Raw genomic sequence first — 15,220 nt, 5'->3', positions numbered from 1 at the left:
GGGAAGTCCGCACGGGGAGGACGGACGGTGCCCTTTGCGCAGGCCGCGATGCCGGAACCGGCCCACGGGGGTGAAGTTGTCGACACAATGCCAGGGAGGAGCCATGGCGCCCCCGAGCCCGCCGAGTCTCATCACCGTCACCAGCCGTCGCAGCGGCGACCGGATGGTCGTGGTGGTGCGCGGCGCGATCGACTACGAGTCCGAAGACGTGCTCAGGCGCTCCCTCATCGGAGCCCTCGGCCGATCCTGCCGGGGGATCGACCTCGATCTGCGGCAGGTCACCTTCTGGGACTGTTCCGGTCTCAACGTCCTGCTCGCCGTGCGCCGTACGGCCTTGCAGGACGGCAAGACCGTGACCATTCGGGCGGCCGGCCCAGTGGTGGAACGCGTGTGTGAACTGACGGAGACGCTGCCGCTTTTCGCCGCTGCCGCCGAGCGATGAGCGGGCTGCCCGGTTCGGACATGGTGCCGGCCGAGGCCGCCGCCCGGGCCCCGTCACCGATGGGGCATGCCTGACCGCCATGGGACGGGGAACCCCACGCACGACGACCGAGTCCGACCCGAAAGAGGTGTGCGGGACGCTGCGGCAACGCCATCGGCGAACTCACCGCTGACCGCGCGAAGTCGACGAGTTCTTCGAGCGCCCGCGCGTGCTGCCGGCAGGCCGCAAGGACCGCAGGACCGTCGTGGGCGAACTCACCGTCGAGCTCGTGCGGCACTCCGCCGCCGAGGAGATGTACCTCTACCCGACGGTTCGGGAGCACCCGCCGGGCGGCGAAGGAGATCCAGGATCACGCCGAGGCCGCGGAACGTCATGAACGCCTGCCCCGGGCCACCACGCACCCGAGCGGCGGCGCGGGGCGCGAAGTGGGGCGGGCCTGCGGAGAGCCGCGGGGGCCCGCGACCGCGGGGCGCCCGGGAGGGAGTGCCGTGAACGCCCGGCCGCTCATACCGCCCGGGCCGCCGCGCGCACCTCCTCGGCGAAGGGCTTGTCGAGGGCCATGTGCACAAGGCCGTCCGCCAGCCTCGGCAGCTCGCGGTCGTCGACGAGACCGCCCAGTGTCCCGGGCGCCGTGGGCAGCCCCAGCCGCCGGGCCCCGTCGCGCGCCTTGTCGTCGATGTACGGCGCGAACTCCGGCCAGACGCCCTGCACGTCCCGTAGGAAGATGTCCACGCCGGTGGGCCCGATCCCGGGCACGTCCAACAGGGCCGCCCTCGGGTCGGGCTCCTCGCGCAGTCTGCGCAGATCGCCGCCGTAGCGTTCGAGCAACAGGTCGGCCCCTTCGCCCAGCATCGTCGAGGTGCGTTCGTCGTAGCGCCGGTAGCCGCCCTTGCCGAGCGCGTCGACGCGTTGCTGCCAGGTCGCCTCCGCCATGGACCGCGGACTGCGGAACCCGGCGTCGAACAGTGCCCGGGCCGCCGCCACCGCCGTGCCGGCCCTGATACGGGCGCTGAGAAGTGTCGCCAGGACGAGCATCTGGTACAGCGGGGCCGGAGTGTTGCGCAGCCGGATGCCTGCCTCCGCGGCGTAGGTGTGCCGCTGGCGGTCGAGGAGGGCGCGGACCGCGGCCTCGTCCGTCGACTCGCCGGTCCTCCCGGACCGAGCCGTTTTCCTGTCGGTCTTCGTGGTCATGGCCGGTCACCGATTCAACGTTTGCCACTTCAACGCCTCGCGGTCCCTCCGCGGGGCGCGACTGTCGGGTTCGGCCCGGGTACCCGCACAAGCCGCGTTCGACGCGGCCGTTTGCCGCCCGCGGCCCCGGGAACCCGTGCGCGGCCCGGGCCCACGCGGTGCTCCGCGAGCTTCTTCCGCCGCGTGGCCGGGCCGCCCACCGCAGCCGGGCGAGGTCTTCCGGTTGCCGGAGCTGTGCGATCTACGTCACCGAACGTCATAGATCGTAATGAATACGGAAAAAGCGCTATGCCCCTGGAAAGGGCGGGTACTCGGCGAATCGACCGTCCGGGTGCCGCTCGTACGGCCGGATGTCCTGCACGTCCCGGAATCGACGAAGGCGGTCTCCCCGATGTCTCGTGCCTCCTCCTCCGGCGGCGCCACGGTGGATGTCGCCGGTCTGGAGGCGGCGCTGCGTGACGCGGTGGATGCGGGCCGGCTGTCGGTGTGGGCCCGGCTGTCCCGCGTGTCCCCGACACTGGTCAACAGTCTCCTGCACGCCCCCGGCCTCGCCCGCGCGGGCAAACGGCTGGCCGGTGTGGCCGAGGCCCGGCAGGCTCCGCTGTTCGCCGAGCGGTCCTTCCTGAGGTGGTGGCGGGATCGGGACGTCGAAGAGCCGGACCCCGCCGACCCCCGGACGGTGGTGCTGTGGCCGGACACCTTCAGCACCTATTTCCACCCGTCGATCGCGATCTCGGCCGTACGGGTGCTGGAGGACGCAGGATTCCGGCCGGCCGTACCCACCGAGCCGGTGTGCTGCGGCCTGACCTGGATCTCCACCGGCCAGCTGACCGTCGCCGGGAAGGTGCTGCGCCGAACCCTGAAGGCGCTGCGGCCCTACCTGGAGGCGGGCACCGCGGTCATCGGTCTTGAACCCTCCTGCACCGCGGTGCTCCGGAGCGACGTGTCCGAGCTGATGCCCGGCGATCAGGACGTCCAGCGGCTCGCCGGGCAAGTCCGCACCTTCGCGGAGCAGTTGGTGCACCATGCGCCCGCCGGCCGGCAGCCCCCGGCGCTCGGCCGGCAGGCGACCGTGCAGACCCACTGCCACCAGCACGCGATCATGAAGTTCGACGCGGACCGCGAACTCATGCGTCGTGCGCACCTGGACGCCGACGTCCTGGACGAGGGCTGCTGCGGTCTGGCCGGCAACTTCGGCTTCGAACGGGGCCATCACGACCTCTCCATGGCCGTCGCGGAACAAGGGGTCCTGCCCGCCGTCCGCGCGGCGGCGCCGGACGGTCCGGTGCTCGCCGACGGCTTCGGCTGCCGCACCCAGATCGAACAGGGCGACACCGGGCGCCGGGCCCTGCATCTGGCCGAGGTGCTCGCCCTCGGTCTTGAGGGGAACCTGCCGGGCCAGGACCCCGAACGCCTGGCTGAGCGCCCCTTCGGCCCCTCCCTCGCGGCGCGGTGCGCGACCACGGCGGGCGCCGCCGCCCTCACGGCCGCGGCCGCGACCGCGGCCGGCCACAGAGCCCTTCGCGCACTGCGCCGACAGTGACCGCGTCCCTTCACAGCAACCTCCGGAAAGGTCTTCGAACATGTCGATGAAGGTCTCCGACCACGTCCTGGAGCGCCTGCGCGACTGGGGGGTGGAGCACGTCTTCGCCTATCCGGGCGACGGCATCAACGGCCTGCTCGCGGCTTGGGGCCGGGCCGACGACAACCCGCGGTTCATCCAGGCCCGGCACGAGGAGATGGCCGCCTTCGAGGCCGTCGGCTACGCCAAGTTCTCCGGCAGGGTCGGCGTCTGCGCCGCCACCTCCGGGCCCGGCGCCATCCACCTGCTCAACGGTCTGTACGACGCCAAGCTCGACCACGTCCCGGTCGTGGCGATCGTGGGACAGACCAACCGCAGCGCCATGGGCGGCTCCTACCAGCAGGAGGTCGACCTGCTGAGCCTGTACAAGGACGTCGCCTCCGACTTCTGCGCGATGGTCACCGTCCCCGAGCAGCTGCCCAACGTGCTGGACCGGGCGATGCGCACGGCCATGGCGCGACGCTCGGTCACCGCCGTCATCATCCCCGCCGATGTGCAGGAGCTCGACTACTCCCCGCCCGAGCACGCGTTCAAGATGGTGCCGTCGAGCCTGGGCATGCCGCACTACGCGCCGGTGCCGTCCGAGGAGGACATCGCACGCGCCGCCGACGTACTCAACGCGGGCAACAAGGTCGCGATCCTCGTCGGACAGGGCGCCCGCGGGGCACGGCAGGAGGTCATGGCCGTCGCCGACCGGCTCGGTGCCGGCGTCGCCAAGGCACTGCTGGGCAAGGACGCACTGGACGACGACCTGCCGTACGTCACCGGCTCCATCGGGCTGCTGGGCACCCGGCCGTCGTACGAGATGATGCAGGGCTGCGACACGCTCCTGGTCATCGGCTCGTCGTTCCCCTATACCCAGTTCCTGCCGGAGTTCGGGCAGGCTCGGGCGGTGCAGATCGACATCGATCCGCACATGGTCGGCCTGCGCTACCCGTTCGAGGTGAACCTCGTCGGCGACGCCCGCGAGACACTCGAGCGGCTGCTGCCGCTCCTGGACACCGCCAAGGACCAGGGCTGGCGCAGGAAGATCGAGAAGAACACGGCCCGTTGGTGGGAGGTCATGGAACGGCGTGCCGCCGTCGACGCCTACCCGATCAACCCCGAGTACGTCGCCCATGCCCTCAACGACCTGCTGCCCGACAACGTCGTCCTCGCCTCGGACTCCGGCTCCGCCGCCAACTGGTACGCCCGTCACCTGAAACTGCGCGGCGCCATGCGCGGCTCGCTGTCCGGCACGCTCGCCACCATGGGTCCCGGGGTGCCGTACGTCATCGGTGCCAAGTTCGCGCACGGCGATCGTCCGGCGATCGCCCTGGTGGGCGACGGCGCGATGCAGATGAACGGCATGGCCGAGCTGATCACCGTCGCGAAGTACTACCACGAGTGGGAGGACCCGCGTCTGATCGTCGCCGTCCTGAACAACCAGGACCTCAATCAGGTCACCTGGGAGATGCGTGCCATGGAGGGCGCCCCGCAGTTCCTGCCCTCCCAGTCGATCCCCGATGTCGCCTACGCCGACTTCGCCCGTCTGATCGGCCTGGAGGGGCTGCGGATCGAGAAGCCGGTCGACGTGCGCGGTGCCTGGGAGACCGCACTCGCCACCGACCGGCCCTGTGTGCTGGACTTCGTCACCGACCCGGCCGTGCCCCCCATTCCGCCGCACGCCACCCTCGACCAGATCGAGGCGGCCGCCGCCTCCGTCATCAAGGGCGACAGCGATCGGGCGGCCATGGTCCGCCAGGGCTTCAAGGCCAAGGTCCAGGAGTTCCTGCCCGGTCACCGCCACCGCAACGAGCGGCCCTCGCGGACCGAGCGGTGATGAGCGACACTCCGGTCGTGGAGCGGGTGGACAGCGCCGTGTTCACCCTGTCCACGGATGCCCCCGAGGCGGACGGCACGATCAGCTGGGACAGCACCACCCTGGTCCTGGCCACCGTCCGCTGCGGTGACGTCACCGGCCTCGGCTACACCTACGCGCCCGCCGCCACCGCGGCGCGCCGAGGCCGGCCGCAACGACGACTACCGGTACGTGTGGATCCGCGACCAGAGCTATGCCGCACCCGCCGCGGCCGCGGCGGGTGCCGTCGAACTCCTCGACTCCGCAGTCCGTTTCGTGGGCGAGCGGTTGCTGGCCGACGGCCCGCGCCTCGCCCCGGCCTACACCGTGCACGGTGCGGCCGTCCCCGGTCAGCGGGAACTCGATCTTCCGGGCCATCCCGGCGGCCTCAGCCGCACCGGGAACCACGTGAAGTCGCAGTTCCAACTGGACTCCTATCCTACGGTGAGGACCTGCTGCTGTTCGCCGCCGCGGAACGCCGTCAGCGTCCGGACACCGATGCCTGGAAGGCGACCGGACTCGCGGTGCGGACCATCGCCGAGCGGTGGCGCGAACCCGGCGCGGGCTTCTGGGAGTTGGACCCCCGGCCCCGGACGCACAGCCGCCTCACCTGAGTCGCCGGGCTGCGCGCCCTGGCCCGGGAGGCACCGCGGCATCCGCTCGCCGGCACCTGCACGGATCTCGCCGACACCGTGCTCGCGGCCACCTCGGCAACGAGCGTGTATCGACGTATGGATCAACTGTGCCTTCACCAGCGTGTTCGCGCCCTTCGACGAGATCACCGCGGAGGAGTACAAGCGGGTGACCCGGGTGAGCTACCTCGGGTTCGTCAACGGCACCCGCACCGCATTGCGGCGGATGGCACCGCGCGACCACGGCACCATCGTGCAGGTCGGCTCCGCGCTCGGGGAGCGCGCCATCCCGCTGCAGTCCGCGTACTGCGGGGCGAAGCACGCCATCAACGGCTTCACCTCCTCGCTGCGCACCGAACTCCTGCACAGCGGCGGCAATGTGAGGGTGACGGTCGTCCAGGTGCCCGCCGTCAACACCCCGCAGTTCTCCTGGGTGCGCTCGCGTCTGCCCCGGCACCCGTAGCCCGTTCCGCCGATCTACCAGCCGGAGGTGGCGGCCGGGGCGTCGTGCACGCGGCCGACCACCCGGGCCGCAAGAAGTACTGCGCCGGAGCCACGACACCGTCGACCATCTGGGCGAACCGCCTGGCTCCGGCCGTGCTCGACCGCTATCTGGCGCGCACGGCGCTCGACTCCCGGCAGACCGATCTACTGCCCCCGAGCGGACGGAGCAACCTCTTCCGTCCCGTCGACCGGACCGAGGGTGATGACCACGGGGCCCACGGAATCTTCGACGACCAGGCGCACCGCCGCTCCTTCGAGGCCGCCCTGGCCCGCCATCCCGCTGCTGCCGCCTCCGCCTTGGTCCTGGGTGTCACCGCCGCGGCGAGGGCCGTACTCCGATTGCGCGGCCGAGGGGGCACTCGGTGAGCCCCCTGCCGCCGGTCGACAGTCAACCATTCGCTCCTGGCAGCGGAGTTGACGGCCGATCGGGCCGTGTGCCTACGCGAAGGCCTCGCGCAGTGCGGGCAGAAGAGCCTCGGCGGACCATTCCAGGAACGCGGGCTGACTGCCGCCCCCGACCTGGACGAGGGCGATCTCGGTGAAACCCGCCGCAGCGAAGGGCCGTACCGCCTCCACGAAGGACTCGATGTCGTCGCCGCACGGTATCGAGGCGGCCACATCGTCCTTGGTGACGAACCGGGTCGCTGCGGCGAAGGAGTCAGGATGGGGCAGTTCGGCATTGACCTTCCATCCGCCGCCGAACCAGCGGAACTCCTCGTGGGCCCGGGTGATCGCGGTGTCCCGGTCGGGGTCGTAGCACACGGGCAACTGGCCGACGCGCGGCTTGCCGGTGCCACCGTGCCGGTCGAAGGACTCCAGCAGGTCCGGCCTCGGTTCCGTCGCGATGACGAGGTCGGCGTGGCGGCCGGCGATGGCGCACGACTGTTCACCCGACACGGCGACACCGAGGGGAGGTGGAGTGGAGGGCAGGTCCCACAGGCGGGCGGAGTCCACGCGGAAGTGCGGTCCCCGGTGGGTGACATGACCTCCGTCGAAGAGGGACCGAATGATGCCGACGGCCTCCTCGAGCATCTCGTGGCGCACGTCGGCCGACGGCCAGCCACCGCCCGTGATGTGCTCGTTGAGGTTCTCGCCGGAGCCGAGACCGAGCCGGAACCGGCCCCCGGAGAGGAGTTGCATGGTCGCGGCCTTCTGCGCGACGACCGCGGGGTGGTAGCGGAAGCCGGGGCACGTGACGTACGTCATCAACGGGATGCGCTCGGTGGCCTGGGCGGCCGCGCCCAGAACGCTCCAGGCATAGGGCGCGTGTCCCTGGGAACGCAGCCATGGGAAGTAGTGGTCGCTGGTCACCGAGAAGTCGAATCCCGCCTGCTCCGCGCCGACGACGTGGTCGACCAGTTCCCTGGGGCCGGCCTGCTCCGTCATCATCGTGTAGCCGATCTTCACCATGGCTGTCGCGTCCCCCTGGTTTTGAGCGTGAAACGGGCTCCGGAGGTGAAGCGGATGGGCATCCGCGGACGCCCGGTCAGGCGCCTTCGGGGTGGAGGATGACCTTCGTCCAGCCGTCGTCCCGGGCGTCGAAGTGCCGGTAGCCTTCGGGCGCCCGCTCGAGCGGCAGCTCATGGGAGACGATCCAGGACGGCTTCGCCTTGCCCTGCTCGATCAGCCCGCACAACTGCCGGTTGTAGTCCTTGACGTTGGCCTGTCCATTGCCGATGCTTTGGCCCTTGAACCAGAACCTGCCGTAGTCGAACGCGACTTCACCCTCCTTGTACAGCGGGTCGGGGCTCTTCGGGTCCTGCGCGACGAAGACGCCTACGACACCGATCGTGCCGGTGAACTTCACCGAGTCGACCAGGTTGTTGAGCGTGAGGTTGGGGTGCTCGTTGCCCTGGGTGTCGTGTGCCTGGTAGCCCACGCATTCACAGCCCCGGTCCGCCCCCAGCCCCTTGGTCTCTTCCAGGACCCGGTCGACGGGTGAACCCTTGGAGTCGTCGATGGCGATGGCGCCGATCTGCTCCGCGAGTGCGAGACGGTCCGGATGGCGGTCGACCACCATCACCTTCGCCGCGCTCTTCAGCGTCGCGGACAGGGCGGCCATCAGCCCCACAGGACCGGCACCGTAGATGATGACGGTGTCACCCGGTTCCACCCGGGCCAGCTGGGTGGCGTGCCAGCCGGTGGGGAAGATGTCGGAGAGCATGGTGTAGTCGCTCTGCCGCTCGGCGGCGTCCTCCGGCAGGACCAGACAGTTGTGGTCGCCGTAGGGAACCCGCAGGAACTCGGCCTGCCCCCCGCTGTAGGGGCCCATGCCCGCGAACCCGTACGCCGCCCCGGCCATCGTCGGATCGTCCGGCGTGGTAAGGCAGAACCCGGTCAGCCCGTGCTCGCAGTTGCGGCAGAAACCACAGGAGATGTTGAACGGCAGACTGACCATGTCGCCGACCCTGACCCGGTCCACGCCGTCGCCCACCTCGATGACCTCGCCCATGTTCTCGTGGCCGAGGATGCGGCCGGACTCCAGGTCGGTACGGCCTTCGTACATGTGCAGATCGGAACCGCAGATATTGGTCGTGGTGATCCTCACCAGGACGTCGGTGGGCCGCTCGATCCTGGCATCGGGCATGTCCCTCACCACGACCTCGCGCGGACCTTCGTACACCAGAGCCTTCATCGGGATTCCCTCCGTCCGACCGGTACGTACCGTGTCCTGGACGGCCGGACAACCCGTGCAGGCTGTGCCGCCGCCGTCGGACCCGGCCTCCGGGGCGAGTAGCCCACTTGCGGACAAAAATGCACGAAATCCACAAAAAGCGGGGATGGTGTTCCCCGGGGTGGAGATTGCGGGCGGCCGACCGTCGTGGGAGGGGGCGATCGAGCTTGTGACCTGGGCGGATGTGGGATCGGCGCGGGCGGCGGGAGGGTTCTGTTTTCGGTGGTTCTTGCCAGTACGAGGCCAGGCCGGCGACGACCGGGACGGCATGCCACCTCGGACCGGCGCCCGACCGACCTGACATGAGCGGTTCCGGCCTCCGGCCTGCCGGTCGATCGTTGACGGGTGAAGAACGGGACCCTCAGGTTCGTACCGATGACCCGACGGCGCTCTTCGTGGGCACCGCTGCCCAGCTCACCGAAGAGGCCCTGTCACATGTCCGAAGTCCACGGAACGGCACCGTCCGGGAGGTGAACGACGATCACCGAGACGGCCCGCAACGCGCCGTTCACTTCCCGGCGGCCACTGCCGTCGAGAAGAGCCGAAGGCGAAACGATGGTGATCAACGGTTCGGGAAGGAGGTCAGAGCGAGGTCCCACTGGTCCGCCGCGTCGAGCAGAGCAGCCGTATCGACGCACACCTTCACGAAATACTGGTAGATGCCGGCCCGGTTGTCACCCTGCCGCCATGGCGGTGCCGCCTCCAAAGACAGGTGAACGCGGATCACCGCCCCGTCCTCGCGTCGATCGGCGAGACTGAAGGCCAGGACCGGCTCGATGAACCATGTGTCGGGGGACAACCAATCGTCTTCGGCGGCAGGTTCGCTCACCGACACCGTCCCCGCGGCCACCCCGCGCAGCCAGGCGGCCACCTCACGGGCTTCGTCCGTGAGCAGACACGGATCGGTGAAGGACCAGCTGCCCTCGGGAGTTGTCACCGCGCCGGTGATGACCAGCCAGTTGTCGTCGTGTACGTCGCCGCGGACCACGGGGAACTCATAGCCCAACGGGCCGAGCTCGACCCTCGTCGCCAGATCACTCAGGAGCACCGCCACAGGATGGCACCGGCTCGCCGTGTCCCGCACGGCGTTTGTTGTGCGAGCTGTCACTGGCCCAGTGCAGCAGGTGGGCGGCTCGGCGTCGGCGTTGACAGCGAACAGACCGGCTCATGCCCTGGACGGGGACGAGCGTGGTGGCGGAGCTGCAGAGCTGTCAGACGCCGACCGGAGGCAGCGCGGCGGGGATCCGCTCCAGGACCCCGCCTGCGAACACGTCGTACAGAGGCAGGGTCTCCAAGTGGACGTAGCCGATGTGGCAGTCGCAGGCGGCCAACGGGCAGGCACGTGGACGCAGTGCCTGGCGGTAGGAGCCGTCGTACAGGTTGCCCAACTCGGACCGGACGAAGTGGCAGCGCCGCACCGTGCCCTCTCCGTCGACCGATATGACGGACTCTCCCGTACGGCAGGGCAGACCGCCGCTGCGGTGCGGGTGGCGGCTGTACGGGAAGAGCGGGTCGAGGTCGGTCCATAGGTCGGCCTCGGCATCGGAGTAGGTGTGACCTTCGGCGGCGTTGACCCACAGGTAGACGTGCGGGGGGAGGTCGGCGCGCAGGCGGCGCGCGTGCTCCAGGTGCTCGGGGAGGCCCACGACGCCCACGCTGTGCCGGACCCCGCGGGACGCCAGGTCATGGCACTTGGCCAGGAAGCGGTCGTACGGCGTCTGCCCGGGGTGGAAGGTGCACCACAGGGCGATGGTGTCCGGATCGGCCTCGTCCAGCCAGTTCGTGCGGCAGCTGAGGTTGGTCTGGATCGCCACCCGGCTCACATGCGGCAACCGGCTCAGCTCCACGAGGGTGCGCCGGTACCAGGAACGCACCAGGCCCTCACCCCAGGGCGTGAACAGCAGGGAGAGCCGGTCCTCGTGCTGCGCACCCGCCCAGTCGCCGAACCGCTCCAGTGCGGCGCGGTCCGCGGTCAGTTGGGCGCGGCTGTCCCGGCGCTTGGCGAAGGGGCAGTAGGGGCAGTCGTAGTCGCACGACGCCAGCGGGCCGCGGTAGAGGATCGTCAGGTCCATACGGGCTCCGTCACTTCGGTTCGTACGCGGTCATGCGCTCCCGCACGGCGGCGGAGAACAACTCGGGTCCCAGTGCGTCGGAGTGGGCCAGACCCTCGGGCGACAGGCGCAGCACCCCCGGGCCGGTCGAGCCGTCCAGCCAGCCCCGGTCGTGGAACCGGTCCAGCTCGGAGGCGAAATCGTCCTCGGGCGCGGTGCCGAATCGGGTTCGGTAGCCGGTGACGGGCATGCCCTCGGCCTGGAGCAGTGACTGCAGCAGATGGCGGCGCCGGGCGTCGTCCGTGTTCATCTCCCAGCCGTAGTCGGCACGGCGGAAACCGTCGGTGGAACGGGCGGTGTAGTCGTCGATGATCGCGCGTATGCGATGCATGTCCACCGCGTAGTCGAAGGAGTAGTGCAGCGTCGAGGTGTACGACCGGGCACCGCAGCCGAGACCGACCATGCCGTCGGTCTGGCACGCGTAGTCCTCCCCACCGGTGGACGGGGCGTCCGCACGGCGGAACATGCGCATGGAGACCTGCTCATAGCCCCGCGCGAGCAGGTGGTCGCGGCCGTGGCGGTACAGCCGCAGTCGCTGTTCGTCCCAGTCGGCCTCCTCGGCGGGCCGACCGTGATGCCGGCCGAGACCCGTGAGCGGGCGCACATAAAGGGGGTAGAGATACAGCTCCTCGGGCTGCCAGGCGAGGGCGGCGTCGAGGGAACGGCTCCAGGACTCCTCGGTCTGGCCCTCGATGCCGTAGATCAGGTCGATGTTCAGGACCGGGATTCCGGCGTCGCGAATCCGGGCGAGCGCCGCCTCGACGTCCGCCCGCCGCTGGGGACGCACGGCCGCCCGGGCCTCGGCGTCGACGAAGCTCTGCACCCCGAGGCTCAGCCGGGTGGTGCCGCGGGAGGCCAGCACGGACAGGCGGTCGGCCGTCGCGGTGGCGGGCGAGGCCTCCACGGACAGCGGGACGGCCCGCAGATCGGCGCCCAGGCCGTGCTCGGCCAGATCGCACAGCCGCTCGAGCTCCGCTGCCTCCAGGAAGGTCGGAGTGCCACCGCCGAAGGCCGCATTCGCGAACCGCGCGCCGTCGCCCAGCGCCTCGCGCACCGCGACCGCCTGACGCTCCAGCGCATCCAGGTAGGCCGTTGTCAGACCGTCCGGTGCCCCGATCCGGGTGAAGAGATTGCAGAAGCCGCACCGCACCTCGCAGAACGGGATGTGGAAGTAGAGCGAGAGGGCGCTCTTCGGCTCATCGGCCCACAGTTCGCGCAGAAGGGCGCGTTCCGGGGGCAGGGGCCGGTACGCGGTCTTGTGCGGATAGGCGTAGACGTAGTGCTGGTACGGGCGGACGGCGGGCAGGGCCGCGGCTTCGGCGGTGGTCATGCGGCCTCATCGAGGAAGAAGTGGGCATAGGGCACGGTCCAGACGACGTCGTGGCCGACACGATGGCCCGTGTAGCCGTCCTCGCCGTAGGCGGTGCCGTGGTCGGAGCAGACGATGGCGAAGCACGGACGGCGGCTGCTCGCGGCGGCGAACAGCCGCCCCATGTGCCGGTCCACGTACTCGAGGGCGGCGGCGTGAGTGGCCCGGGAGTCGCCGGCCTCGCGGGTGGCGCCGGGCAGATGGAACCAGTTGGGCTGGTGCAGGGCGGCCACGTTCACGAAGAGGAACAGGCGCCGCTCCGGGGGGAGTTCGGCGACGACCTTCTCGGCGCGGGCCACCTGGGCCTCGAAGGAGGTGGGCGAGGCCACCCCGAACTCGGGCTCCCAGTGGCTCTCGTGGAACATCCCGGGCAGGACGGAGCCCAGCGGTCCCTGCTTGTTGAAGAAGCCCACCCCGCCGATGCACACGGTGCGGTAGCCGATGGCGGCCAGCCCCGAGACCAGGTCGGGGGTGTCGTAGACGAAGGTGCCGTCCGCCGTGGTCTCGCTGCCCGCGAAGCGGGCGGCGAACAACCGCGGGTGCGGTCCCGGCGTGGCCGGCGTCGGCAGGAAACCCGCGAACATGGCCTGGTGCGAGGCGTAGGTGAAGCTGCCGGGAGCGTGCCGGCGTTCCCAGCCGCCCCCGGGCAGATGGCGTGCCAGCTTCGGTATGCGGCCGGCCGCGGCGAGTTCCTGGGCCACGTCGTGGCGGAGTGTGTCCAGCGTGACCAGCAGCAGGTCGTGGCTGCCCACGATGTCGTTCATGTCAAACGGTGGTGTCATGGTGGTGCTCCTTGCGTTCCGCACGTGGGACGGCGGCCGGTGCCGCGGCGACCTGTGCCGCGTAGGTGTCCAGGCCCTCGGCGCCGCTGCCGGGCAGGCCGGTCAGGCGGGGCAGCAGATCACCGAAGGCGTTCACCTCTCCGACGGTGAACCGCCGCCATCCCGCGGCCGGCAGGATGTCCACGCCGACGCACAGCGTGCCCGGGAAGCAGGCGGCTGCGCGTTCGGCCGTCTCCAGCACGTCGGCGAACCTGCCTCCCGCGGCCGTGATCGCCGCGTGTGCCGCGTCCAGGTCGCCGCGGGCGCCACCCAGATGCAGATTCGTCATCGGGTGCCGGCTGGTCCGTACGACGGCGTGTGTGGCCCGCCCCGCGACCACCACCACCCGCAGATCGCAGGCCCGGCCGCCCTGCGAGGCCTTGGGCAGCCACCGTTCGACGTGGATGCCGTCCGGGACCAGGGCGTCGACGAGGGCGGCGACCTCCGGCTCCGAGGTGTAGTGCCGCACCCGGAGGGAGTTGTACAGGCGGCCGTCCGGCGCGGTCTCCACGGACGTCGTCGCCTTGACCCGGTCGGGGCCCGCCGTCTCCAGTGCCACGATCCCGGAGGCCGACGAGCCGTGTGCCGGCTTGACGAACACCCGTGCCATGCGGGCCTGCTTCAGCCGGTCCTTGAGCTCGTCCCAGCCGCCGACCGTACCCGTCAGGGCCGGAGGGACCGGCACGCCCGCGGTGGTCAGCCGGGCGTGGCAGCGGCGTTTGTCGAACATGACCGCGACGTCCTCCGGGTCGGCGGAGGTCACCGCGCCCGCACGGTGCGCCGCACGGGCCACGTCCCGGAGCACGGCGGTGAAGCGGCGGTGCCACAGAGCCGTTCCCTCGACGCGCGCCGGGTCGTCGGTGTCCCGCAACAGCCGGTCGACCTCGGCGTTCTCGCCGGGGGAGTCGATCCGCACCCACTCGCCCGGTGTGAAGGCGTAGCGCCCGCGCAGCACGTCCCGCCAGGCGAGGACGCGGGGCGCGCCATGGCCCGCGGCCCGGACGGCGTCGGCGAACATCGACGTCCGCCGGTTCTCGGGATTGCCGATGACGGCGAACCGGAGGCCGGTGCGCGGCCCCGGACTACTCGGAGACGGCGACATAGCGCCACTCCTCGTCCCGCCACCGGTGCGGAGCGCACTGGTCCGACAGATCCACCTCGGTGCCGGCGGAGCCGAAGGCGGCACGCACCCGGTCGGCCACCGACTCGCTGAGGAAGTGGTGGTGCAGGTCCAGCCGCTTCAGATGGGACAGCGGCTGACCCCGGAGCAGGGCTTCGGCACCGGCGTCGGTGAGCGTTCCCATGGACAGGCTCAGCGATTGCAGCTGTGCCACGACGGGCGCCGAGGCCACCGCCGCCGCGATCTCGTCCTGCAACTCGCTGTCCTGGAGGCCGAGATGGCGCAGCGCGGGGAAGCGTCCCCCGGCCAGGACCGGCGCGAGGTCGGCGACCGTCACGTCACCGCCGTACTGGGACACACCGAGCCAGAGCTCGAGGTGCTCCAGCGCGGGCAGTTCGCTGGCGGCGACCGAGCGGACCACCTGCGCGGGCAGGCCGCCCGACTCGAAGCGCAGTACGCGCAGCGCTTCGTGGCGCACCGGGCGCAGCGACAGGGGCTCCTCCCCGAGCCCCTGCGAGTCGCCGCCGCGGACGGCCAGCTCCTCCAGCAGCGGGAAGGCCTCCAGCACGGGAGTGACATCGGTGAGCTGCAGCCAGGAGATCTCGCACTCCTCGCCGGTGACGTCGGCGAGGAACAGGGCCCGCAGCGCCGGGAATCGCGACGCGTCGGCGAGGACGAGCTCGAGCGCCGGGCGCAGTTCGCTGTACTCGTCGTACCACCAGGGTCCGATGACCAGCGCCCGTACCTCGGTGGTCGGCACCCGGTCCACGAAGCTGCGCCACAGGTCGTCGAACGCCATGAAATCGGCCGCTTGGCAGTCCAGCCGCCAGGCCACGGCGTCCGCTGCCGGAAGCGCCTCCTCGGGCCGCTCCGCAAGGGTGTGGACGGGCAGTCCGTGGAAGGTCTCGAAGTGATCGGCGAACGTCATCGTGTC

The 15,220-nt window shown here is 70.8% G+C and carries 11 protein-coding genes and 3 pseudogenes; 5 read left to right on the top strand and 9 right to left on the bottom strand.

Annotation, left to right across the window (positions count from 1 at the left end):
* The first annotated feature begins 103 nt into the window (after nucleotides 1-103).
* A complete protein-coding gene (locus ACSHXN_RS08720; protein WP_438302883.1) occupies nucleotides 104-442 on the top strand; it encodes an STAS domain-containing protein in 339 nt (112 codons plus the stop codon).
* Nucleotides 443-946: 504 nt separating this feature from the next.
* Here ACSHXN_RS08720 and ACSHXN_RS08715 read toward each other — a convergent pair.
* Nucleotides 947-1,633, bottom strand: a complete 687-nt coding sequence (locus ACSHXN_RS08715; protein WP_356112166.1) for an endonuclease — start codon at nucleotides 1,631-1,633, stop codon at nucleotides 947-949.
* Between the two features lie 442 nt (nucleotides 1,634-2,075).
* Here ACSHXN_RS08715 and ACSHXN_RS08710 point away from each other — a divergent pair.
* The 4 genes and pseudogenes from ACSHXN_RS08710 to ACSHXN_RS08695 form a co-directional block, all read left to right on the top strand.
* A pseudogene (locus ACSHXN_RS08710) lies at nucleotides 2,076-3,176 on the top strand ((Fe-S)-binding protein); the annotation flags it as partial.
* Nucleotides 3,177-3,216: 40 nt separating this feature from the next.
* The gene (locus ACSHXN_RS08705; protein WP_438302882.1) at nucleotides 3,217-5,037 is read left to right on the top strand and encodes a thiamine pyrophosphate-requiring protein; all 1,821 of its coding nucleotides are present in this window, start codon (nucleotides 3,217-3,219) and stop codon (nucleotides 5,035-5,037) included.
* Between the two features lie 57 nt (nucleotides 5,038-5,094).
* Nucleotides 5,095-5,442, top strand: a pseudogene (locus ACSHXN_RS08700) (glycoside hydrolase family 15 protein); the annotation flags it as partial.
* 336 nt (nucleotides 5,443-5,778) lie between these two features.
* Nucleotides 5,779-6,557: pseudogene (locus ACSHXN_RS08695) on the top strand (SDR family oxidoreductase); the annotation flags it as partial.
* Nucleotides 6,558-6,629: 72 nt separating this feature from the next.
* Here the strand turns inward: ACSHXN_RS08695 and ACSHXN_RS08690 are convergent.
* The 8 genes from ACSHXN_RS08690 to ACSHXN_RS08655 form a co-directional block, all read right to left on the bottom strand.
* Complete coding sequence (locus ACSHXN_RS08690; protein WP_438302881.1) at nucleotides 6,630-7,601, bottom strand: LLM class F420-dependent oxidoreductase; 972 nt, start codon at nucleotides 7,599-7,601, stop codon at nucleotides 6,630-6,632.
* A 76-nt stretch (nucleotides 7,602-7,677) separates the two neighbouring features.
* The gene (locus tag ACSHXN_RS08685; protein ID WP_355134017.1) at nucleotides 7,678-8,826 is read right to left on the bottom strand and encodes a glutathione-independent formaldehyde dehydrogenase; all 1,149 of its coding nucleotides are present in this window, start codon (nucleotides 8,824-8,826) and stop codon (nucleotides 7,678-7,680) included.
* A gap of 601 nt (nucleotides 8,827-9,427) precedes the next feature.
* Nucleotides 9,428-9,913 (bottom strand): WapI family immunity protein, encoded by a 486-nt coding sequence (locus ACSHXN_RS08680; protein WP_356112174.1) that lies wholly within the window; start codon nucleotides 9,911-9,913, stop codon nucleotides 9,428-9,430.
* Between the two features lie 163 nt (nucleotides 9,914-10,076).
* Nucleotides 10,077-10,937, bottom strand: a complete 861-nt coding sequence (locus tag ACSHXN_RS08675; protein WP_355134013.1) for an STM4011 family radical SAM protein — start codon at nucleotides 10,935-10,937, stop codon at nucleotides 10,077-10,079.
* A 10-nt stretch (nucleotides 10,938-10,947) separates the two neighbouring features.
* On the bottom strand, nucleotides 10,948-12,306 hold the full coding sequence (locus tag ACSHXN_RS08670) for an STM4012 family radical SAM protein (protein WP_355134011.1): 1,359 nt from the start codon (nucleotides 12,304-12,306) through the stop codon (nucleotides 10,948-10,950).
* Nucleotides 12,303-13,109 (bottom strand): STM4013/SEN3800 family hydrolase, encoded by an 807-nt coding sequence (locus tag ACSHXN_RS08665; protein WP_438306441.1) that lies wholly within the window; start codon nucleotides 13,107-13,109, stop codon nucleotides 12,303-12,305. Before ACSHXN_RS08665 ends, ACSHXN_RS08670 begins: the two co-directional genes overlap by 4 nt.
* Before the next feature lies 1 nt (nucleotide 13,110).
* Nucleotides 13,111-14,268: an STM4014 family protein gene (locus tag ACSHXN_RS08660; RefSeq protein ID WP_438302880.1), complete on the bottom strand. Its 1,158-nt coding sequence runs from the start codon at nucleotides 14,266-14,268 to the stop codon at nucleotides 13,111-13,113.
* A complete protein-coding gene (locus ACSHXN_RS08655) occupies nucleotides 14,249-15,214 on the bottom strand; it encodes an STM4015 family protein (RefSeq protein ID WP_438302879.1) in 966 nt (321 codons plus the stop codon). The genes ACSHXN_RS08660 and ACSHXN_RS08655 overlap by 20 nt, the downstream gene beginning before the upstream one ends.
* Between the last annotated feature and the right edge of the window lie 6 nt (nucleotides 15,215-15,220).

The organism is Streptomyces sp. HUAS TT11, assembly GCF_051553595.1.
In the GTDB taxonomy this organism is placed as follows: Bacteria; Actinomycetota; Actinomycetes; order Streptomycetales; family Streptomycetaceae; genus Streptomyces.
This window is presented reverse-complemented; position numbering and strand designations above follow the sequence as displayed.

Coding starts and splice junctions, on each gene's coding strand:
- ACSHXN_RS08665 (WP_438306441.1), bottom strand. CDS start 13,109: ATGAACGACATCGTGGGCAGCCACGACCTGCTGCTGGTCACGCTGGAC.
- ACSHXN_RS08660 (WP_438302880.1), bottom strand. CDS start 14,268: ATGTCGCCGTCTCCGAGTAGTCCGGGGCCGCGCACCGGCCTCCGGTTC.
- ACSHXN_RS08675 (WP_355134013.1), bottom strand. CDS start 10,937: ATGGACCTGACGATCCTCTACCGCGGCCCGCTGGCGTCGTGCGACTAC.
- ACSHXN_RS08685 (WP_355134017.1), bottom strand. CDS start 8,826: ATGAAGGCTCTGGTGTACGAAGGTCCGCGCGAGGTCGTGGTGAGGGAC.
- ACSHXN_RS08720 (WP_438302883.1), top strand. CDS start 104: ATGGCGCCCCCGAGCCCGCCGAGTCTCATCACCGTCACCAGCCGTCGC.
- ACSHXN_RS08670 (WP_355134011.1), bottom strand. CDS start 12,306: ATGACCACCGCCGAAGCCGCGGCCCTGCCCGCCGTCCGCCCGTACCAG.
- ACSHXN_RS08655 (WP_438302879.1), bottom strand. CDS start 15,214: ATGACGTTCGCCGATCACTTCGAGACCTTCCACGGACTGCCCGTCCAC.
- ACSHXN_RS08690 (WP_438302881.1), bottom strand. CDS start 7,601: ATGGTGAAGATCGGCTACACGATGATGACGGAGCAGGCCGGCCCCAGG.
- ACSHXN_RS08715 (WP_356112166.1), bottom strand. CDS start 1,633: ATGACCACGAAGACCGACAGGAAAACGGCTCGGTCCGGGAGGACCGGC.
- ACSHXN_RS08705 (WP_438302882.1), top strand. CDS start 3,217: ATGTCGATGAAGGTCTCCGACCACGTCCTGGAGCGCCTGCGCGACTGG.